Origin of the sequence: Nocardia testacea NBRC 100365 (assembly GCF_000308775.1) — a bacterium.
Classification (GTDB): Bacteria; Actinomycetota; Actinomycetes; order Mycobacteriales; family Mycobacteriaceae; genus Nocardia; species Nocardia testacea.
Map to the genome: position 1 here is coordinate 1 of NZ_BAGJ01000110.1, position 19,677 is coordinate 19,677.

The 19,677-nt window shown below is 69.4% G+C and carries 16 protein-coding genes and 1 pseudogene; 6 read left to right on the top strand and 11 right to left on the bottom strand.

Annotated elements, in window-relative coordinates; all coding sequences use genetic code 11:
* Window positions 1–435: pseudogene (locus ON38_RS15915) on the bottom strand (hypothetical protein); the annotation flags it as partial.
* The gene (locus ON38_RS15920) at window positions 432–749 is read right to left on the bottom strand and encodes a type VII secretion target (RefSeq protein ID WP_039825591.1); all 318 of its coding nucleotides are present in this window, start codon (window positions 747–749) and stop codon (window positions 432–434) included. The pseudogene ON38_RS15915 and the gene ON38_RS15920, both read right to left, overlap by 4 nt.
* Window positions 750–949: 200 nt before the next feature.
* Here ON38_RS15920 and ON38_RS15925 point away from each other — a divergent pair, with 200 nt between their 5' ends.
* The 4 genes from ON38_RS15925 (at window position 950) to ON38_RS15940 (ending at window position 6,577) form a co-directional block, all read left to right on the top strand.
* Window positions 950–1,951: an NAD-dependent epimerase/dehydratase family protein gene (locus ON38_RS15925; RefSeq protein WP_039825592.1), complete on the top strand. Its 1,002-nt coding sequence runs from the start codon at window positions 950–952 to the stop codon at window positions 1,949–1,951.
* 31 nt (window positions 1,952–1,982) lie between these two features.
* A complete protein-coding gene (locus tag ON38_RS15930) occupies window positions 1,983–2,999 on the top strand; it encodes an Rv2578c family radical SAM protein (RefSeq protein WP_039825593.1) in 1,017 nt (338 codons plus the stop codon).
* A 531-nt stretch (window positions 3,000–3,530) separates the two neighbouring features.
* Entirely contained in the window at window positions 3,531–5,492 is a 1,962-nt protein-coding gene (locus ON38_RS15935; RefSeq protein ID WP_051164850.1) for a 2-oxoacid:acceptor oxidoreductase subunit alpha, read from the top strand.
* Complete coding sequence (locus ON38_RS15940) at window positions 5,489–6,577, top strand: 2-oxoacid:ferredoxin oxidoreductase subunit beta (protein ID WP_039825594.1); 1,089 nt, start codon at window positions 5,489–5,491, stop codon at window positions 6,575–6,577. Before ON38_RS15935 ends, ON38_RS15940 begins: the two co-directional genes overlap by 4 nt.
* 173 nt (window positions 6,578–6,750) lie before the next feature.
* Here the strand turns inward: ON38_RS15940 and ON38_RS15945 are convergent, their stop codons facing one another.
* Both ON38_RS15945 and hisS read right to left on the bottom strand, forming a co-directional pair.
* Window positions 6,751–7,395 carry a hypothetical protein gene (locus ON38_RS15945; RefSeq protein WP_373281223.1) on the bottom strand — a complete coding sequence of 215 codons (645 nt, stop codon included), beginning with the start codon at window positions 7,393–7,395 and terminating at the stop codon, window positions 6,751–6,753.
* Between the two features lie 431 nt (window positions 7,396–7,826).
* A complete protein-coding gene (hisS, locus tag ON38_RS15950) occupies window positions 7,827–9,089 on the bottom strand; it encodes a histidine--tRNA ligase (protein WP_039825602.1) in 1,263 nt (420 codons plus the stop codon).
* A 192-nt stretch (window positions 9,090–9,281) separates the two neighbouring features.
* Here hisS and ON38_RS15955 point away from each other — a divergent pair, with 192 nt between their 5' ends.
* Together ON38_RS15955 and ON38_RS15960 are read left to right on the top strand one after the other, a co-directional pair.
* Window positions 9,282–10,169, top strand: a complete 888-nt coding sequence (locus tag ON38_RS15955; RefSeq protein WP_039825595.1) for a peptidylprolyl isomerase — start codon at window positions 9,282–9,284, stop codon at window positions 10,167–10,169.
* A gap of 322 nt (window positions 10,170–10,491) precedes the next feature.
* Window positions 10,492–11,088 carry a hypothetical protein gene (locus ON38_RS15960; protein ID WP_039825596.1) on the top strand — a complete coding sequence of 199 codons (597 nt, stop codon included), beginning with the start codon at window positions 10,492–10,494 and terminating at the stop codon, window positions 11,086–11,088.
* Between the two features lie 79 nt (window positions 11,089–11,167).
* Here the strand turns inward: ON38_RS15960 and ON38_RS15965 are convergent, their stop codons facing one another.
* From ON38_RS15965 to ON38_RS15995, 7 genes are all read right to left on the bottom strand, one after another.
* Complete coding sequence (locus ON38_RS15965; protein ID WP_051164852.1) at window positions 11,168–11,599, bottom strand: DUF4913 domain-containing protein; 432 nt, start codon at window positions 11,597–11,599, stop codon at window positions 11,168–11,170.
* Window positions 11,596–13,545: a type IV secretory system conjugative DNA transfer family protein gene (locus ON38_RS15970; RefSeq protein WP_083872718.1), complete on the bottom strand. Its 1,950-nt coding sequence runs from the start codon at window positions 13,543–13,545 to the stop codon at window positions 11,596–11,598. The genes ON38_RS15965 and ON38_RS15970 overlap by 4 nt, the downstream gene beginning before the upstream one ends.
* A 28-nt stretch (window positions 13,546–13,573) precedes the next feature.
* Window positions 13,574–14,179: a hypothetical protein gene (locus ON38_RS15975; RefSeq protein ID WP_245564060.1), complete on the bottom strand. Its 606-nt coding sequence runs from the start codon at window positions 14,177–14,179 to the stop codon at window positions 13,574–13,576.
* A complete protein-coding gene (locus ON38_RS15980) occupies window positions 14,176–15,852 on the bottom strand; it encodes a peptidoglycan DD-metalloendopeptidase family protein (RefSeq protein WP_039825598.1) in 1,677 nt (558 codons plus the stop codon). Before ON38_RS15980 ends, ON38_RS15975 begins: the two co-directional genes overlap by 4 nt.
* A gap of 16 nt (window positions 15,853–15,868) precedes the next feature.
* Window positions 15,869–16,177 carry a transposase gene (locus ON38_RS15985; protein WP_039825599.1) on the bottom strand — a complete coding sequence of 103 codons (309 nt, stop codon included), beginning with the start codon at window positions 16,175–16,177 and terminating at the stop codon, window positions 15,869–15,871.
* The gene (locus ON38_RS15990; protein ID WP_051164853.1) at window positions 16,174–18,219 is read right to left on the bottom strand and encodes a putative type IV secretion/conjugal transfer ATPase; all 2,046 of its coding nucleotides are present in this window, start codon (window positions 18,217–18,219) and stop codon (window positions 16,174–16,176) included. Before ON38_RS15990 ends, ON38_RS15985 begins: the two co-directional genes overlap by 4 nt.
* A gap of 7 nt (window positions 18,220–18,226) precedes the next feature.
* The coding region (locus ON38_RS15995) for an SCO6880 family protein (RefSeq protein WP_039825605.1) at window positions 18,227–19,677 on the bottom strand (1,451 nt) is incomplete at its 5' end.

Genomic DNA, 19,677 nt, shown 5'->3' on the forward strand with positions numbered 1-19,677 from the left:
GCCCTCGCCGGCGGCCGTGTTCAGCACCTGTCCCAGCACGCCCTCGGCGGCCTCCAGCACCGGCGCCGCGGCTTCGTTGACGACCCCGAGCAGTTCGCCGGCCTGGGCGGAGGCTTCAACGGCGGCACCGGAGAGGATGCCCTGCGCATCGGCGGCCTCCCCACCCGTCCCGGACAGGCCCGGCAGACCCGCCGCGGGTACACCGGTCTGTGCGGCGTCGTCGGAGATACGCTTCGAGAGTACGAATTCCGGGGCGTCCACCGGCTGCTCGCCCGCAGGAAGCTGGGCCAGCGGTACATCCTGGATCGCGGCGGCCGGGTCCGGCGCGACCGCCGGCGCGGCGGTTTCCGGCGTGTTCACCGGGACGGCCGGGGCCGCCTGCTGGAGTTCGGGGGCGATGAGGCCCGCGGAGGCAGTGGTGTCGAGCGGTTTCACAGGCCACCCCCGGCCGCGCCGAGCACACCGGCCGTACCGTCGTCGGTGCCGTCGTAGTTCAATGCGGAGGTGAAGGCTGCCTCCGACAGCTTCTGGTATTTGGCCGACAGGTCGTTGATATCGCGCGCCTGCAGCACCTGGGCGGCGGCGAACATGGCCAGATAGTCGGCGCCGATCAAACCGAAAACCGGTGTCAGTGCGGCGACATTGGCCACGGCGTCGATATTGCCGGCCGCCGCGATCTCGGTCCCGATTCCGGAATTGGTGATTCCGAACGCTCGCAGCGCTTCGGTCGCTACCGAGAGATTACTCATCGAGCTCCCCCTGATTCTTCGTGAACATCATCGTGGCCACCGCGTGGAACGCCTCGCATGCCGCACCGACGCACGCCCCTTGCGGCACCAAATGGTTGCTGCCCGAATATAGCCCACTCGACCTGCCGCACACGAGACGCGGCGACGGCACAAAACTAGAACCTGTTGCAAATTAGAACAAGTTCTATATTCTCGTCTCCATGAAGGTCGCAGTGACCGGCGCAGCCGGCTACCTGGGTACGAATCTGCTCCCGTTGCTCGCCGAGCGGGGCGACGAGATCGTCGCCATCGACCGGGTGGCACCCCGGGCGCCCGGCGCGGCGAACATCTCCTGGGTGAGCGCCGATGTCCTGGATCCCGAATCCATGCGCGCCGCACTCGACGGCGCCGAGATCGTCTACCACCTCGTCGCCGTGATCACCCTCGCCGACAAGCACGACCTGGCCTGGCGAGTGAACACCGAAGGCGTCCGGGTGGTGGCCGAGGCCGCACATGCCGTCGGTGTACGGCGCTTCGTGCACGCCAGCTCGATCCACGCCTTCGACCAGTACAGCTGCGGCGGCAATATCGACGAGACGACACAGCGATCCACCGAAGCGGGGCTGCCGGTGTACGACCGCTCCAAATGGGCCGGCGAGATCGCGCTGCGCACGGTCGTCGACGCCGGTCTGGACGCGGTGATCTGCAATCCCACCGGGGTTTTCGGCCCGGCCGACCACGGCACCCCGCTGTCGCGCATCAACCGCTCGCTGCGCGACGCCGCGCGCGGCCGCATCCCGGCCATGATCGACGGCGGTTTCGATCTGGTGGACGTTCGCGATGTCGCGCGCGGTCTCGTCCTGGCCGGCGAGCACGGCCGCACCGGGGAGAACTATCTGCTCGGCGGTGAGATGATCTCCATGCTCGACCTGTGCCGGATGGCGGCACGGCACGGCGGGAAGAAGGGGCCGCGCTTCTCCATCTCCCCCAAACTGGTCTCGGGCCTCATACCCGTGATGGAGCCGATCGGGAAGCGGCTCGGCACCGATATCGTCTCCAAGGCCGCGCTCGGCGCACTGGTCTCGGCGCCGCTGGTCGACCACGGCAAGGCCACCCGCGAACTCGGCTACCGGCCACGTCCCATCGACGACACGGTGCGCGACCTGGTCGCGTTCTTCGCCGATCCCCACGCCCCGCTGCCCGATTTCACCCCGACTGCTTGACAGCACATAGAACGCGTGTTCGACTGGTCCGGTGCGGTGGCAGAACCAAACCCTGGACGCCGACGACGGCGCGCTGCCCGGCCTCGACCGGGCCGGATTCGCCCGCACCGTACAGACTCCCGAATTCGACGGCATCACCTTCCACGAGGTGCTCTGTAAGAGTGCGCTGAACAAGGTTCCCGACGAGTCGAACCTGCCGTTCAAGTGGACGGTCAATCCGATGCGCGGTTGTTCACATGCCTGCCGTTACTGTTTCGCGCGCGGTTCGCACGAATACCTGGAACTCGACGCCGGAACGGATTTCGACACCCAGATCGTGGTGAAGACCAATATCGCCGCCGTGCTGCGACGTGAGCTCACCCGCCGGTCCTGGCACCGGGAGAAGGTGGCGCTGGGCACGAATACGGACCCCTACCAGCGCGCGGAGGGCCGGTACCGGCTGATGCCCGGAATCATCGGCGCCCTCACCGATTCCGGCACACCGTTCTCCATCCTCACCAAGGGCACCCTGCTGCACCGGGATCTACCGCTGCTCACGCTGGCGGCGCGGGAAGTGCCGGTGCACATCGGTATCTCGCTGGCGCTGCTGGAACCCGAGTTGCACCACGGGTTGGAACCGGGCACCCCGTCACCGCGGGTCCGGCTGGATCTGGTGCGTGCCTGCAGCGATGCCGGGTTCGCGGTGAACGTCATGGTGGCTCCGGTGATCCCGTACCTCACCGACGGCCGGTCCCAGCTCGACGAACTGTTCGGCGAACTGGCCGCGGCCGGGGCGGCGTCGGCGGTGGTGCTGCCCCTGCACCTGCGCGGCAGCACCCGGGACTGGTTCCTGGGCTGGCTGGCCGAACACCACCCGGCACTGCTGCGCCGCTACCGCCAGCTGTACCGGCGCGGCGCGGTGGTCGCTCCCGAGTACGCCGGCTGGTTGCGCGAACGTATCGATCCGCTCCTGGAGGAGCACGGCCTGCTCCCCGAGCGCGAAGCCGCACCCCGCACCGCACCTGCCGTCGAGCCACGAACGGCACCGCAACTCGAGCTCTTCGCCTGACCGCGCCCGGCGCCGCGTTCCCGTCGGCCGCTGCGGACAGTCGAGGGGACGAGTGGAATCGCATCGTTGACGCGCCCCGATCCACCCCACGAACCGTCACAGACCCTGCCGGCGCGCGCCGGAGAAACCGGCCCGCGGGCCTTGGAACAGGCCGACGCACCCGTTCGGACGAGCATTACCGCGGGCGATCCGGGTGGATCCGCGACAGCGGTATCGACCCGCCTCTCCCGGCCGCAGAAGCACCCGTGCCGAGACGGCGGTGCAGAGGTGAGGGAGCCGGTCAGCACGCCGATCCGGTTCGACATCTCCGATACCGGTGGGTCCTCCGACGGACCGCGTAGGGCGGGGCCGGGTCGTGGCACCCCCCGCCTCGGCGCATCTACCCTGGTGGGTACCACACAAGTAAGGCGCAGGAACACCTCGTTCCGCTTCCGCCGCCGACCCGGCCGGGTGCTTTTCCGGCGCGGCGGCCCCGCCCCGGGGTAGGTTGGCGAGCGGCAGCTCATTTCGACGAGGAAGTGAAGCACGCGTATGGTTTCGCACCACGACAATATCGGTCGCCCCGAGACCGCTTCCGCCGGGAACGATTCCGGCACAGCGGTATTGGATCGTGTCGTCATCCGATTCGCCGGCGACTCGGGCGACGGTATGCAGCTCACCGGCGACCGGTTCACCCACGAGGCGGCGGCCTTCGGAAACGATCTGGCCACCCAGCCCAATTTCCCGGCCGAGATCCGGGCACCGCAGGGGACGCTGCCGGGTGTGTCGTCGTTCCAGATCCAGATCGCCGACCACGACATCCTCACCGCCGGCGATCAGCCGGATGTGCTGGTCGCGATGAACCCGGCGGCCCTGAAGGCCAATCTGGGCGAGTTACCACGCGGCGGCACCGTCATCGTCAACACCGACGAGTTCACCAAACGCAACCTCACCAAGGTCGGATACGCGGCCGACCCGCTGGCCGACGACAGCCTCGGCGAGTTCGTGGTCCACCAGGTGCCGATGACCTCGCTCACCCTGGCCGCCACCGAGACCACCGGGGTCGGCAAGAAGGACGGCCAGCGCGCCAAGAACATGTTCGCGCTGGGCCTGCTGTCCTGGATGTACGGGCGCCCGATCGGCGGTACGGAGAAGTTCCTGCGGGAGAAGTTCGCCGCGAAACCGGATATCGCCGAGGCCAATATTCTCGCGTTCCGGGCGGGCTGGAACTACGGCGAGACCACCGAGGCATTCGCCACCACCTACCGCGTGGCCCCGGCGGTCCTGCCCACCGGTACCTACCGGCAGATCACCGGCAATACGGCATTGGCATATGGGCTGATCACGGCCGGTTCGCTGGCGGGCCTGCCGGTGTTCCTGGGGACCTATCCGATCACCCCGGCCTCCGATATCCTGCACGAGCTGAGCAAGCACAAGAATTTCGGCGTGACCACCTTCCAGGCCGAGGACGAGATCGCCGGGATCGGCGCCGCGCTCGGCGCGTCGCTGGGTGGTGCGCTGGGGGTCACCAGCACCTCGGGTCCCGGTTTGGCGCTCAAGAGCGAGACCATCGGTCTGGCCGTGATGACCGAACTCCCGCTGGTGATCGTCGATGTGCAGCGCGGCGGCCCGTCCACCGGCCTGCCCACCAAGACCGAGCAGGCCGATCTGCTGCAGGCCCTGTACGGACGCAACGGCGAATCCCCGGTGGCCGTACTGGCCCCGCGTTCGCCCGCGGACTGTTTCGCCACCGCGGTGGAAGCCGCCCGGATCGCTCTCACCTACCGGACCCCGGTGCTGTTGCTGTCCGACGGTTCGATCGCCAACGGATCCGAGCCGTGGGCCATCCCTTCGGTAGCCGACCTCGATCCCATCGACCCGGGCTTCGAGACCGGCTCGGACGGCGAGTACCAGCCCTATGCCCGCGATCCGGAGACCCTGGCGCGTCCGCTGGCGGTTCCGGGCACCGCGGGCCGGGCCCATCGGATCGGCGGGCTGGAGAAGGCCGACGGCAGCGGTGACATCTCCTACGATCCGGCCAATCACGATCTGATGGTGCGGTTGCGGCAGGCCAAGATCGACGGGATCACGGTGCCACCCGCCGAGGTGGACGATCCCGACGGTGCGGCCGAGGTCCTGCTGGTCGGCTGGGGCAGCTCCTACGGCCCGATCGGGGAGGCGTGCCGGCGGGTACGGCGCCGGGGCGGCCGGGTGGCCCAGCTGCATCTGCGGCATCTCAATCCGCTGCCGCCCGGGCTGGGCGAGATCCTGCGCCGGTACCCCACTGTGGTCGCACCGGAGATGAACGGCGGCCAGCTGGCCATGCTGCTGCGCGCGAAATATCTGGTGGACGTCCAACCGTGGACCAAGGTCGCCGGTACGGCGTTCTCCGCCCAGGAACTCGTCGGCGTCATCGACGCGGCGCTGGACGGCACCCTGGCCGGACTCGAGCACGACAAGGCCCGCGCCGCGCGGGCCCGGGCCACGTATCGCACGAACGGGGGCGCATCATGACCATCGTCGAAACATCGCCGACCGGGACCGAACTAGGGCTCACCCCGGTCTCCGGCCTATCCGGGGTGCCGACCGCCGACGGCCCGCAGAAGGCCAAGGACTACACCTCCGACCAGGAGGTGCGCTGGTGCCCCGGCTGCGGCGACTACGTCATCCTCGCCACCGTGCGCGGTTTCCTGGCAGACCTCGGCCTGCGCCGGGAGAACCTGATGTTCGTCTCCGGGATCGGCTGCTCGAGCCGCTTCCCCTACTATCTCGACGCCTACGGCATCCACTCCATCCACGGTCGCGCGCCCGCCATCGCCACCGGTTTGGCGGTGACCCGCCCGGATCTGTCGGTCTGGGTCGTCACCGGCGACGGTGACGCGCTCTCCATCGGCGGCAACCATCTGATCCATGCCCTGCGCCGCAACGTCAATATGACCATCCTGCTGTTCAACAATCGGATCTACGGCCTGACCAAGGGCCAGTACTCCCCCACCTCGGAACCGGGCAAGGTGACCAAATCGACCCCGATGGGTTCGGTGGACCATCCGTTCAACACCCTGTCGGTGGCCCTGGGCGCCGAGGCGACCTTCGCCGCGCGCGCCCTGGATTCCGACCGAGCCGGCCTGAACGAGGTACTGCGCGCGGCCGCCGAGCACCGGGGCACCTCCTTCGTGGAGATCCTGCAGGACTGCCCCATCTTCAACGACGGTTCCTTCGACGTGCTGCGCCGCGGGGACAGCGAATCCCGGCTCGTCCGCCTGCGCCATGGGGAACCACTGCGGTTCGGCGCCGACGGTGAATACGCCGTGGTGCGCCGGGGTTTCGGTCTCGCCGTGGTGCCGTCGGCGAACGTTCCCGACGACGAGATCGTGGTGCACGACGCGCACACCGACGACCCCGAGTACGCCTACGCGTTGTCGCGGCTGTCCGACCAGGACCTGGACCATGTGGTTACGGGCGTGTTCCGAGCGGTGGACCGGCCCACCTACGACGACGGAGTCCGGGCGCAGACCGCCGCGGCCCGGGAAAGATTCCCGGTGACCACCGATTCGCTGCAGAACCTGCTCACCGGTTCCGAGACCTGGACGGTGGGCTGAGCGTCTCGGCGACGAGCGGGCGATCGACGGCACGCACGCACCGACCGGTCCGCGCCGACCGGTGCGGTACGGCGGAATCCCGCCATGGTCTGCCGCGGGCCGTGACAGCCCGGCGGTCGGATGCGGGCACCGATGCGCTCTCCCGGGCGTTCCGGTAGCCGGGGACCCGATCCTCAGTACAGAGTCGCGATCTCCTGGTCGGTGAGCACGATCGGAGCGACGTAATCCTTGGCCCGGGTCAGCGTCACCGCGCGGTACAGCGGCCGCTGCGGCAGCGGCGCGTCGCGCGCCTCGGCGCGGAGCTGATGGACGAGCAGATCGGCGACCGAGAGGGCCGCGGGGAGTTCACTGCGCACCAGGGCGTCCGCCAGCCGCCGCAATCCCAGCAGGTGCAGCTCGCGACCGCTGCCGGCGTCTGTGTACATGGCCAGCGGGACGACCTGTCGATCGGGACCGGCGGTGAGCCGCAGGACCAGGCGGCTCAGCCGCCCCGGATACACGAGCAACTCCACGCCGGTGACGGCCGCGATATCGAGCGACCGGGTACCCAGCAAGGTGCGGGCATCGACCACGGCCCCGTGCAGCGACAGCCGGCGCCGCCGGACTGCCACGACATACCCGACGGCCGGTACCGCCACGACCAGGGCCGCCACCAGCCCCGGCGGCGGGCCGAACAGCAGTCCGGCGAGTACGCCGATCCCGAGGGCGAGCGCGACCGCCACCAGCGCCAGCCGCCACAGCACCGGGCCGTAGAGCTCGGGGGCGACGAGGTCCAGCCCGATTCGCTGGTCGGGATCGGGCGGGGAGGCATCGGTCACGGCGCGCATTTCGGTCCGGGGACAGTGTCCACCGGACAGTACTACGAGCCGTCGGCCGTGCGTATTCCGCGATCGACCGCTTACGGCGGCCGTGCGGCACCGGGCGATTCACTTTCCCGGATGCCGGCTGCCACAGGTCCGGCCGGCGGGGCGGCTCGCGGTCGCGTACCACACGCCACGAACCCGTCCGCCGTCTCATGCCGATCGGTTTCCCGCCGCGACGCCTCCGGCCGCCGGCTCGGCCCCATCGGTCGCCGTACGGCAGGACGAGATCGACCACCGGCCGGGCGACCATCCGGCGCCGACCGATGTGCGACCACCGACAGCGGTACGAGCCGGGTGGCTGTGGCGAGCGGCGGTGCGGGCCGGGTGGCTGTGGCGAGCCGCCGGGCCGGGGAGGCCCGCACCCGGCCCCGCGGCGGCCGATGGTGCTACCGGGAGGCCAGGGTGGCGACGATCTCGTCGAGCGGGATCTGCCGCTGGTCACCGGTCTGCATATCCTTCAGCCCGATGGTCCCCTCGGCCAGATCGCGATCGCCCAGGATCAGCGTGGCGCGCGCACCCGACCGGTCCGCGGCCTTCATGGCGCCTTTCACCCCACGATCGCCGTAGGCCAGATCCACCCGGACCCCCGCGGCGCGCAACTCACCGGCCAGGATCACCATGCGCTGTTTGGCGGCCTCGCCGAGCGGGACCCCGAACACCTCACAGCGGGCCGGATCGCCCGCTGCGACGCCTTCGGCGGCCAGCGCCAGGACCGTGCGGTCGACACCGAGACCGAAGCCGATTCCGGACAGCGCCTGCCCACCCAGCTCGGCCATCAGACCGTCGTAGCGGCCGCCGCCACCGATGCCGGATTGGGCGCCCAACCCGTCGTGCACGAACTCGAAAGTCGTCTTCGTGTAATAGTCCAGCCCGCGCACCATGCGCGGGTTCAGGACATACGGCACGCCGAGCGCGTCGAGGTGCGCGAGGACCCGGTCGAAGTGGGTCTTCGCGGTTTCGGACAGGTGATCGATCATCAACGGCGCCGTCGCGGTCATCTCCCGCACCTCGGGGCGCTTGTCGTCGAGCACGCGCAGCGGGTTGATCTCGGCGCGGCGCCGGGTCTCGGCATCCAGATCCAGCCCGAACAGGAATTCCTGCAGCCGCTCGCGGTACTGCGGGCGGCAGGTCTCGTCACCGAGCGAGGTGATCTCCAGCCGGAACCCGGTCAGGCCCAGACCCCGGAATCCGGCGTCGGCGACCGCGATGACCTCGGCGTCCAGCGCGGGATCGTCGACACCGATGGCCTCCACACCGACCTGCTGCAACTGCCGGTACCGGCCCTTCTGGGGCCGCTCGTAGCGGAAGAACGGGCCGGCGTAGCTCAGCTTGACCGGCAGCTGGCCGCGGTCGAGACCGTGCTCGATCACCGCGCGCATCACCCCGGCGGTGCCCTCGGGACGCAGCGTGACGCTGCGCTCACTGCGATCGGAGAAGGTGAACATCTCCTTGCTCACCACATCCGTGGACTCGCCGACACCCCGCGCGAACAGTTCGGTGTCCTCGAAGACCGGCAGCTCGATATGCCCGTACCCGGCGAGTCGGGCGGCCCGGAGCAGACCGTCGCGTACCGCGACGAACTCGGCCGAACCGGGCGGAACGTAATCCGGCACCCCCTTCGGGGCGGAGAAGCTGCTGGTCTTGGTCACGGTGAACCAGTTTCCCCCACCCGCCCCGGTCGAGTCCAACCGGTTCCGCCATACCTGCGCCCCACAGCGGCCGGTCCGGTCGATATCCGGGTGCCGGGCGCCGGAGATGGCAGACTCTAGTGCCGGAAGCAACAGACCAGCCGCGACCGGCCGGGCCTGCCGGCCCGGCCGCCGCACGGGAGGAACGTGGTAGTGCCCAGCAACGAACAACGCCGAGCGGCGGCGAAACGCAAGCTGGAACGACAGCTCGCCAACCGGGCCGAACGCGCGCGCAAGCGTAAACAACTGACCATCGCCGGATCGGCGCTCGGAGTCGTCGTGGTGATCGCCGCGGTGACCGGGGTGTACTTTCTGACCCGCGGCGGCGAGAGCGCCGATACGGCCTCCAATGCCTCGCAGACACCGGACGCCTCATTGTCCAGCACGCCCGCGGTGGCGGCGCCGCCGCCCGCGGCCGCCAAACCGGCCACCGTGAACTGCACCTACCGGGACAGCGCGGAACCCGCGGCCAAGCCGGTACAGAAGCCGCGTGCGGAGGGCATCCAGACCGGGGACGGCAACTCCTCGCTCAGCATCAGTGTGGACAGCAACCAGGGCCCCCTCGGCCTGACGCTGAACAATGCCGAGTCGCCCTGCACGGTGAACAGCTTCGCCAGCCTGGCCGGCCAGGGCTACTTCGACGGCACGAACTGCCACCGCCTCACCCAGGGCGAGGGCCTGAAGGTGCTGCAGTGCGGTGACCCGACAGGTACCGGCAGCGGCGGCCCGGGCTACGAATTCGACAACGAGTACCCCACCGATCAGTTCGCGCCGAACGATCCCGCCCTGCAGCAGCCGATCAGCTACAGCCGCGGCGTCCTGGCCATGGCCAATGCCGGGCCGGGCACCAACGGCAGCCAGTTCTTCATCGTGTACGGCGATTCGATGCTCCCGCCGAACTACACGATCTTCGGCACCGTGGACGAAGGCGGTCTGGCGACCCTGGACAAGATCGCCGGTCAGGGCCAGGACGATTCCAACGGGCCCGGGGACGGCAAACCGACCCAGCCGGTCACGCTGAACTCGGTCCGGATCGACTGATCCCGGCGGGCGCGGCGCCCGGCGAGTTCCGCTCACCGCGGTTCCCGGCGATATATGCTGGTCGGCGCAACGTTGCGGAGACTGAGCCCCCATCTCTCGGGTAATCTCGAAAAAGGGAGTGCGCGTGATCAAGTCGTGCTCACCGGCCGCAATTCCGGGCCGGGGCACCACTCGCGGGTTCTCCCGGTGTTCGCGTCGCGCCGGGCGGACTGTCGCCGGGCGGTTCGCGGGCCGGGCGGCGGATCCCGATCCGCCGGCGCGGTCCGCGACGCCGCGGCACCACACCGTCCAATAGTGCACACCGCAGTATCGGGGAGCAGCCATGTCCGAGGAACTGGACGACATCGGCCGGGAAACCGCGGCCATGATGAAGACGATGTTGCAGATCGCGACATTGGTCGCACTCAAGGCCCGGGAGCGCGGTCAGCGCGAAGCCGAGATGCGGGTCAAGATGACCGAGGCCCGGCTGAAAGAGGCCCGGGAGCTGCAGATCCGTGAGGCGCGCGACGCCAAGGCCAAGGATCCGCGCAACCTGGCTCTGGCACAGACCATTTCGCGCTCGGTGGCGGAGATCGGACCACCGGGTACCTCGGTACCGCACCGGGAAGCGCCCGGCTATCGCGGTGTCCAGCTCGAGAAGGACCGCTTCTCGATGAGCTCGTTCGCCGAGAAATCCGATCAGGCGAGCAGCGCGGCGGACGCGGTGCGCTACGACTCGGTGGAGCGGCGGGCCGCGCTGGCCGCGCATCTGGCCAAGATCGGTGTGGCACCGGAACTGGCCGCGGCCCGGATGCTGGTCGAGGTAGGACAGGCCACCCCGCCGAGCGAGGCGGTACGCACCCGGCCCGACCGGGCGCCGGCCGTACAGCGGGCTCGGGAACAGGAACAGCTGGCCCGGGGCCTCGAACGCAGTCGTTAGGTCGCGACCCCGGCCGGAATACGAGAACGCCCGTCCGGAAGGACGGGCGTTCTCCGTATCCGGGGCCGACGGCGGGTCGTCAGCTCTTGACTTCGCTACCGGCCGGACGGACGGCGGCCTCGGCTTCTTCGGTGTCATCGAACGGATCGCTGAACATTCCGTCGGGTGGAGCGGTCAGCGGCAGCGGCACCAGCATGTCCTTGTGCCCGTTGCGCACGCTGCAATATTTGAACGGGCCCTTCGGGTCGAGAAGTACGGCCATGTGCTGGTCGGCGTGGTCGAGGAACCAGACACTCATACCGGTGGCGCCGTCCTGGCGCAGATGCTCCCAGGCCCGCCACATCGCGTCCAGGCGCGCGATGGCCTCCGTATGCTTCCACCACTCGGGGCACCACACGGTATCGCTGAGATCGCTGACCTGCCGCCGATACACGACGCTGAGGTAGTTCTCGACGAACTCCACTACGTTCTTGTAGGTCGGTATCTGCTGCTCTCGGGAAGTCTCGGTCACCGCGGTCGAACCTCCTGCCTCTCTCCCGGCCCGTTCTCCGGACCCGGTGGTGTTCCGCCCGGACCGTCATCCGGTCCCGTCTGTGCTCGAGCCGGCTTCTTGTCCAAGATCGTCGGCGCGCCCGCCGGACCGTGATCGGCCTCCGGGGTTTTCTCTTTGACCAGCGCGGGGGAGCCGATGAGATCGGTGACCAATGTCTTGCGCTGTGGGTCGTGCTGTTCGATCGACTTCTTCACCGCGGCCGCGTATTCACCCTCCCACCACGGCACCGTGCGCACCAGCACCGGCGGTGCGCCGGAAGAGAACACAATGGCCCGGCCCCGCGGCAGCGTCGCCAGCGCCTGCACGGTGAAGGTCTTGGACGAACCCAGCGACCGCGAATAACTCTTACCGCCCTTGGATTCGGACACCGAGGCGGAGATGGCGGAGTGCTCCCCGATGGCCTCTGATCGTTCCCGCAGGAAGTTGGTGTCGTCCACACCGCTGCCGAGCACCTTGATATTGGCCGCCGACCACAGCGCGTTCATCCCGTCGTCACCCCAGCAGCGCGCGCCCTGCGCCCACGACTGCAACACGGTCATCACCACGATGCCGCGCGAGCCGAAATGGCTGTACTGCTTGGGCAGATCCTTCCACCGGACCACGTTCGCGGCCTCGTCCAGCACCGCCAGCAGCGGAATCGGCAAGCGTCCGTAGGCCGACCTCGACGCCTTGCGCATAGCCACATCGATGACGGCCTCGGTGAGCGCGCTCACCAGCGGGGCCGCCGAACCACGACCCTCCAGCGAGAGGCTGTAGAGGGTGCCGTTCTTCTCGATGAATTCCAATTCGTCGAACTGGGCCCGGGCCGGCTCGTGCTTCTCCGGGTCGTGCGGCGTGACCCACTTGTGCACATTGCGCAGTTTCAGGCAGCGCACCATCTTCTTGGCGGTACCGAAGATACCGCTGCGGGTCCGGGGGTCGGCGTTGTACTGCGCCGCCAGACCGGAGGCAGAGAAATCGTGGCCCGCGTCGCGCAGGAACTTGATCGGTTCGATGTTCTGCGGGTCGGTCACCCACTCCCAGATCTGGGTGATCGGCTTCTTCGCGATCGCGGCGGCCAGGAAGAGGCCGGCCAGCAGATCCTCGGCCTCCGGATCGAAGAAGGCGTCGTTACGGGAATCGGAACCGCTGTCGCTGTCGGCGAAATGGCCGGCCAGGCGCGCGGCCCGCATCTCGCAGCCGTCGCTGTTCGCATCCACCCAGGCCAGCGGGTTCCAGTACCAGGTGGGGTCTTCGGCGGCAACGCCCTGCGGGTCGAAGACGAAGGTGCGGCTGCCCTTGGCCTCCCGGACATCGCGGGTCGCGTCCACCACATCGCGTTTGTTCGAGGTGGCCAGGACCGGCCCGATGGCGGTGAGGATCGCCGGGATGACCCGCGAGGTGGATTTGCCCTGTCGCGGACCCCAGATATCCAGGTGCAGATCCTCATAGGAGCCGTACAGCATCGTGCCGTCGGCGACGGCGACACCGATCGGCACCCCCGGGGCGTCGTTGTAGCCGAGCTTGACACCCATGTTCTGGGCCTTCTCCCGGACCCCGGCCTCGGTGAGGGCGGCGATGGCGCCGCCGTTGCCCATCACATCGGCCTTGTCGTCCACGGCGAGCCGGCCCACGAGACGTTTGGCCGTGGCCCGCCGCCGGTACAGCACGAAAAGGGCCAGCGCGAGCAGGACGAACAGCAGGATCACCGTCGTACCGGTGGGCCAGTGCAACTCGCCCTTCACCATCCCGGCCACGATATCGATCGGGTTGATCGGCATGTCCTGTTTCTGCAACGAGAGCATATTGCCCAGGTGCAGGGCCACCCATACGGTTCCCAGGACGGCGCCGCCGACGTAGATCGCGATGAGGGTCAGATCGGGCCCGATCGCGGCCGGGTCCTTCACCGGTTTCTTCTTGGCCATTACCGCCTCCTGAATGATGCCTGCCGGGTCACCGGTAGCCGTCCAGCCGCCAGCCTTCTGGCGTACGCACGACGGTCGCGATGACGGTGGACGGCGCCAGGGGTTCCTCGCGGCCGTCCGGATAGACGACTGTCTGCTCGATTCCGATCTTGAATTGCTGCACCCCGGGGTCCGGTCCGGCGGGCGGCCGATCGCCGGAGGCGAAGGTGAACGCCTCCACCCGCGCTCCGGCCGCCGCCCAGTCACCCCACTGCAGCGATACCGCCGGCGCGCCGGCGGTGGCCGTCGACGCGTCCAGCACCCGGAGCAGGCTGGGACCCAGCCATTTCCGCGCCCGCTCCAGGGAGACGCCCGGAACCTCGGTGGCGGGCTCCCACTGGTAGATCTCCCGCAGTGCCGCCACCGCGACCCCGTCCGGGGTCACCGGATCCGGGGCGGGCACGGCTTCGAGCCGCCGGACGGTCGAGGTGGCCACGGTGCCACCCGATCCCACATCCTCGCCACTGCCGCCGCATCCGCTCAGTACCGTGATGCCCAGCATCAGCACCACCACCAGTTCCGCACCAGCACTCGTCTTCTCGTTCCAGGCTAACCGCCCGGACCTCGTAAACGCCGCCGATCCGCGCGTGTTCACAGCACCCTCCTCACCCGGGCGTCGCCGGGTACGGCAGTTTCGGCCACGCCACCGGGAGAATCGGCGGTCAGCGCGGGCGCCGCGTGGATCATCTGCCCGTTCCCGCTGTAGATTCCGACCCGCGCCGGTCCGCGCGGCCCGAATTCGCTGAACACCAGGTCCCCCGGCTGTATCCGGGCGACCGGCACCTCGGTGCCGGCCTCCCACTGCTGCTCGGCGGTGCGCGGCAGCGTCACCGCACCCGACGAAGCGGCGAACACCGCCGCCGAGGTCAGCCCCGGCCCGTCCAGTCCACCGCCGCTGGGGCCCTGCGGGCCACCGCCACCCCACACGTACGGGGTGCCCAGCCATTCGTGCGCGGCCTGGACGACCTGGTCGCCTGCCGCTCCCGCACTGTCGGGTGAGAAACGGCCCGACGCGCCCGGATCGCGGTACTCCGCTTCCATGGCCAGGATGTTTGTCACGTAGGGCTGGGTCTCGGAGTAGTGCGCGGCCACTTGATTCGGCATACCGCCCGAGGCCAGCACCGCGCCTTCGCCGGCGTTGTAGGCGGCCAGGGTCAGCGCCACCACATCGCCTCGAACCCGACCCTCGCCGATCCAGCCGGTGATCTTGTGCGCGATCGCGCACATGTACCGGCCCTGCCCGACGATGGCGTCACCGTCGTCCCAGACGCTGGCCACCCCATTACCGTCGGCATCGATCACATACGGCTGACCGTCGTCGGGATTGATGCTCGCGGCGGTGCCGGGCAGGAACTGCGCGAGCCCCTGCGCGCCCGCGGGCGAGGTGAGACCGCGCCGGAAACCGGACTCCTGGCGCCCCTGCGCGGCCAGCAGGGACGGGGTGACCTCGGGGCACAGCGAACCCGCCCGGCGATACCAGATCTCGAGTTCCGGTGGCACCTTCCCGTTCGCCAGCGCCCCGCCCGGAGTTCCGAACCCGCGCACACACGCCGGATCGGTGGAATAGGCGCGGGCGCCGCCCAGATCGGGGGTCGGGGCACCGTCGAGCCAGGGCAGCGGGTCGATCTGCCGGCCACCGGTGAACCGGCCGCCGGGCACGATCTCGAAATGCAGGTGCGGGCCGCTGGATTCACCGGCCGATCCCACCGCGCCGATGTGCTGGCCGGCCTGCACGGTCTGGCCGACCCGCACCAGTACCCCGCTGTCCCACATATGCCCGTACACCGCGGAATACGCGCGCCCGTTGCCCGGATCGACCGAATCCACGACGATCCAGTTGCCGAAGCCGGACGCCGGGCCCGCGGCGACCACCACTCCGTCGGCCACCGAGAAGATCGGCGTGCCGTCCGACGCGGCAAGGTCGACGCCCCGGTGTCCACCACCACGCGAACCGAAGACATCCGAGACCGAGTAGGTTCCGGCGGCCATCGGCCAGCTGCGACCCAGCGGACCCGCCCCGGCGGCCAGCGAGGGTGTGGCGATCGCGGTGGGGTTGGCGGTGGACCCGTCCGGAATTCCCGTCTCACCGGCCGCCCGCGGGTCACCCGGCGGGTATCCGCCCAGCGGCGGCAGCGTCGCCTGGCCCGGGTCCAGCACCGACCCGCCTTCACACGGATCGTCCACGGCGGGCATGACGATGACGAGGATCACCGTCATCAGGCCGAGTACCAGGCCGAGGCAGGTCCACAGCACCGATTTCGCGTTCACCGCGCTCCCGCGGGTTTCACGTCTCGCGCCGGGAGTCGTTGAGGGTATCGGCCAGGGCGCGATTCACCTCCGCGGCCGCCGCCAGTTGCTGCTGTAGCGCGGCGACCTTACGGCGCAGCGCGGCCGCGTCCATCCGCTCCAGGCTCGGCCCCTCCGCCGCGCGCACCCAGTTGCGCACCGAATTGGTGTGTACCCCGATCTGTTCGGCGACCAGCCGGCACGCCTCCGATTCACTGCGAAGTTTCCCGGTGAGCGCGAGGACCTGTTCCACCGCGGCGGCCCGGACCTCCGGCGAGACCCGGCGATAGGACCGATGCGGCATCATGAATTTCTCCCGCCTACCGGGTGTGAACTGTCCGGCGCCGCAGCCTGTTCGGCGGCGTAGCGCCCCGGGTAGGAGGTGAATTCCTCGAAACGCTGGTTGGTGTCGTGGATTCCGCTGAGTTTCTCGGCCGGAGTGAATTCCATATGGAAGGGAATGCCCGGCCGCCGGTCTTCACCGATCTTCAGCAGGAACTTGCCGGTGCCGGGCGGCGACGGCCGCTGCTGCCCGGGTTTGAGGGCCTCACCGGTCAGCGCCTGCGGGGCCGACCAGCTGGTCACCATCTCTTCTTCGGCCGCCGTGAACGGCACGGTACTGTCCAGCCGTTTGATCTCCTCGGCGGGCAACGCGCCGAAGATCTTGGCGCGCGCCCGCTCCAGGAAACCCAGAGCTTTGGCGATGGCCGCTTCCGACCCCAGGGATTGCAGGTCCTTGATGGTGTGGCTGATCATGATCAGCGCGGTGGCGATACCGCGCTGCAGACGGGTGAGTTCGTCGACCCGGTCGACCATGAAATCGCCCAGGCCCAGCACCTGCCACAGCTCGTCCATCACGACCTGGAAGTACCGCTGCGGGGCCATACCGGCGTCGGTGAGCGTATGCGCCGCCTCGACAGCGGCGAAGCCATCGGCCCAGCAGGCCAGCATGACGGCGGCCTTGAGCTTCTTGTCCCCGTTCGGGATATGGGAGACATCGATGCACACCGCGACCGAATCGGTATCGATCGGCACCGAGGTCTGCCCGTTGAACACCGCGCCGAACGGGCCCTGGGTGAGCGCGCGCAGCGAACGCCGCAACCCGCGGATCGCCTCGTGATACTCCGTCGGGCTGTCCGCGCCGGCATCCAGCATCATCTCCTCGCCGCCGGCGACGATGACCTCGAGCAGATTCTCCATGATCGGCGGCTGGTCCGGGGTGAACCCGCTGCCCGGCCGGTACAGGATCCGCAGGGCCGTGGAGATCAAGGTCTCCTCGTAATCGCGTACCCGCGCGCCGCGCACCAGTTCCACCAGACCGGCGATCAGCGTCACCTGCCGGGCCCGCAGGTCCTGCAGCACCTGCATCTGTAATTCGGGATGCTCCTCGAGCCGCGGCACGATATCGCCGAGCACCCCACCGGCCAGCGGGTTGAGTTTGCCGTGGCCGTACCCGAGATCGATCACCTGACCGCCGACCAGTTCCACCAGCCGCCGATAGTCGGGTTTCACATCGGCCAGCACCAGCGGGGTGATGTTCTGCGCGACCCCGCCGAGCACGATCCGCCGCACCAGCGACGATTTACCGAAACCGTTGAGTCCCAGCACGAACAGGCTCGGCGCGGTGATGAAACTCCCGCGCATGAACCAGTTCATCGGGTCGAAGCACACCGGAGCGCCGGTGTGCAGGTGGGAGCCGAGCGGCGTACCGATCAGCGGTGCGCCGGCGCCGACCGACCACGGCCACAACCCGGCGACCTGCGCGGTGGTGGCCCGGTACTCCACCGGGCGGCCCACCACGTTCATCCGGCCGCCCCCGGGCCCGGCGAACCCGCGGTCGGTCAGCTGCGCGGTCTGCCGGTCGAATCCGTCCTGGTATTCCTGTTCGGCGCGCGCGGCGTAGTTGCGGCGGCGGATATCGTCGGTGCGGATCCGGAAGGTGGCCCAGGCGGCCCGGATACCCGCGCCCTCCCGGCTGACCTCTTCGAGCCGCGAGCGGGTGGCCGCGTCCAGCAGCGGCGGACCCTGCTGCCGGCGTTTCTCGGCCCGCGCCCTGGCCCGGCGGGCCGCCTTGTCGAATTCCGGTGTGCCCATCGCCCGGTCGGCGGCCGTATCGACCCGGTCGCGGCGCGCCCGCTCCCGGCCGCCCGCACCCTCACCGCCGGAACGGCTCCGGCGATCGGCCCGCGAGCGTTCGGGATCGCGCCGGGCGGCAGCGCCGGATCCGGGCCGGCCGTCCCGGTCACCCCGGATATGCCGTTCATCGTCCCGGCCGGAGCGGGACCGGTCGCCGGTGGCGACCCGGGTTCTGTTGCGCTCCCGTACGGGCGGCTCGTGCTCGCGTGCCATCAGTCGTTCACCCCGCCAATGCTTTGGGAATGGTCGCGTGCTCGGGCAGGATCACCCCGCAACCGAGCGATGCCGCGAAGGCCGCCGCCTGGTAGCGGTAGCAGCGGCGGATCTTGAGCCGGGCCTGCGTGGACAGGTCGCGGGTGATCGCCTCGATCCGCGGCAGGTCACCGCGGTTCGGCTCGGTGATGGTGACCAGCGCGCCGAACCGCGTGACACCGTGCCCGCGCGCCTGCTCCTCCCGGGCCTGCTGGGTCGCACCGACCCGCAGTGTCGCCGACGCCGACACCACACCGCGCTCGCTCTGCTGAGCGACCAGAGCGTTCTTGAAATCGTCGTCGACGATCTCGGCCGCGTCGGCCGCCGAATGCGGCCGGTACACGATGGCGATCCGCTTCCGCGGTACCTCGGGATTCGGCGCCAGCAGCCGCTGCAGCACCCGCTCGTCCACCGCGCCCTCCGGGGCGGTGTCCATCTCCCAGGTCACCGACCGGCCGCCGTCGTGGATGAGGTGATCCCACTTCTCGTCGTGTGAAACGGGCCCGGCGTCGGCCCAGTCCAGGCCGTGGCCCTCGGGTTCGCCCGCGGCCACTTCGAGGTCGGCTTGGGAGGCCGGATCGTAGCTGCGCCGGATGAACGAGATCACCTCGTCGGCCGACATGGGCTGGGCCCGGACTCCGGCTTCGGCGAGCGCGGCGCAGATACCCGGCAGCCGCCGGCCGATCTCGACCGCTTCCTCCGCCGGGTTCTTGCGACGTTCGGCCGTGGTCGCCTTGAAGGTGATGGCGACCCGGGGCAGCAGTTGCACCCGTTCCTGCGGCAATTCGGTGGCCAGCTCGTACATCACCTGTTGCGCCAGATCCGGCGCCTCCGGGCGGGTGATGGTGGAAACCTCGGTGAGCAGCCGGTTCCCGGTTTCCGGGACGGTATCGATCACCGGAACCACGGCGACGATATCGCTGGTCTGGCCGACCGAGGCGAGGAAGGTACCCCAGGCCGAGACCCAGCGGTCGATCACCGGCTGGTCCACCGCCTCGTGCCCCTGCGGCCACGCCCGCAGCACCACCGTGTACTGCGCGAACTGCGGCAGGTGGATCATGCCGAAGCTGTAACCGCCGGCGTCGATCCCCTCGTAGAGCTTGGAGGGCGCGAGCAGCCCCGGCAGCCGGGTGAAACCACCCGGCACCCGAGAGAACCGGCCGCCGCGGTACACGTGCTCACCGCGATTACGCGAACGCATCCAGTGGAACATCATCAATCCCGTCTCGTAGCCCGAACGCCCACCGCGCCGCATGACGAGGGGGGCCATGATCACCACACCGACCCCGCCCACGACGGCACCCCACTGGAAACCGCCGATCATGGCGGTGAGCAGCGCGGTGATCACCACGGCGAAGCCGAGCACGGTCTCTTCCCACCGGAGACCGAAAAGTCCGGCGCTGCGAGGTTTCTGCCACA

What these genes read in the sequence shown, in the direction of transcription:
- ON38_RS15940 (WP_039825594.1), top strand. Translation starts at nt 5,489, where the DNA reads ATGACCATCGTCGAAACATCGCCGACCGGGACCGAACTAGGGCTCACC.
- ON38_RS15925 (WP_039825592.1), top strand. Translation starts at nt 950, where the DNA reads ATGAAGGTCGCAGTGACCGGCGCAGCCGGCTACCTGGGTACGAATCTG.
- ON38_RS15960 (WP_039825596.1), top strand. Translation starts at nt 10,492, where the DNA reads ATGTCCGAGGAACTGGACGACATCGGCCGGGAAACCGCGGCCATGATG.
- ON38_RS15990 (WP_051164853.1), bottom strand. Translation starts at nt 18,219, where the DNA reads ATGGCACGCGAGCACGAGCCGCCCGTACGGGAGCGCAACAGAACCCGG.
- ON38_RS15970 (WP_083872718.1), bottom strand. Translation starts at nt 13,545, where the DNA reads ATGGCCAAGAAGAAACCGGTGAAGGACCCGGCCGCGATCGGGCCCGAT.
- ON38_RS15985 (WP_039825599.1), bottom strand. Translation starts at nt 16,177, where the DNA reads ATGATGCCGCATCGGTCCTATCGCCGGGTCTCGCCGGAGGTCCGGGCC.
- ON38_RS15935 (WP_051164850.1), top strand. Translation starts at nt 3,531, where the DNA reads ATGGTTTCGCACCACGACAATATCGGTCGCCCCGAGACCGCTTCCGCC.
- ON38_RS15920 (WP_039825591.1), bottom strand. Translation starts at nt 749, where the DNA reads ATGAGTAATCTCTCGGTAGCGACCGAAGCGCTGCGAGCGTTCGGAATC.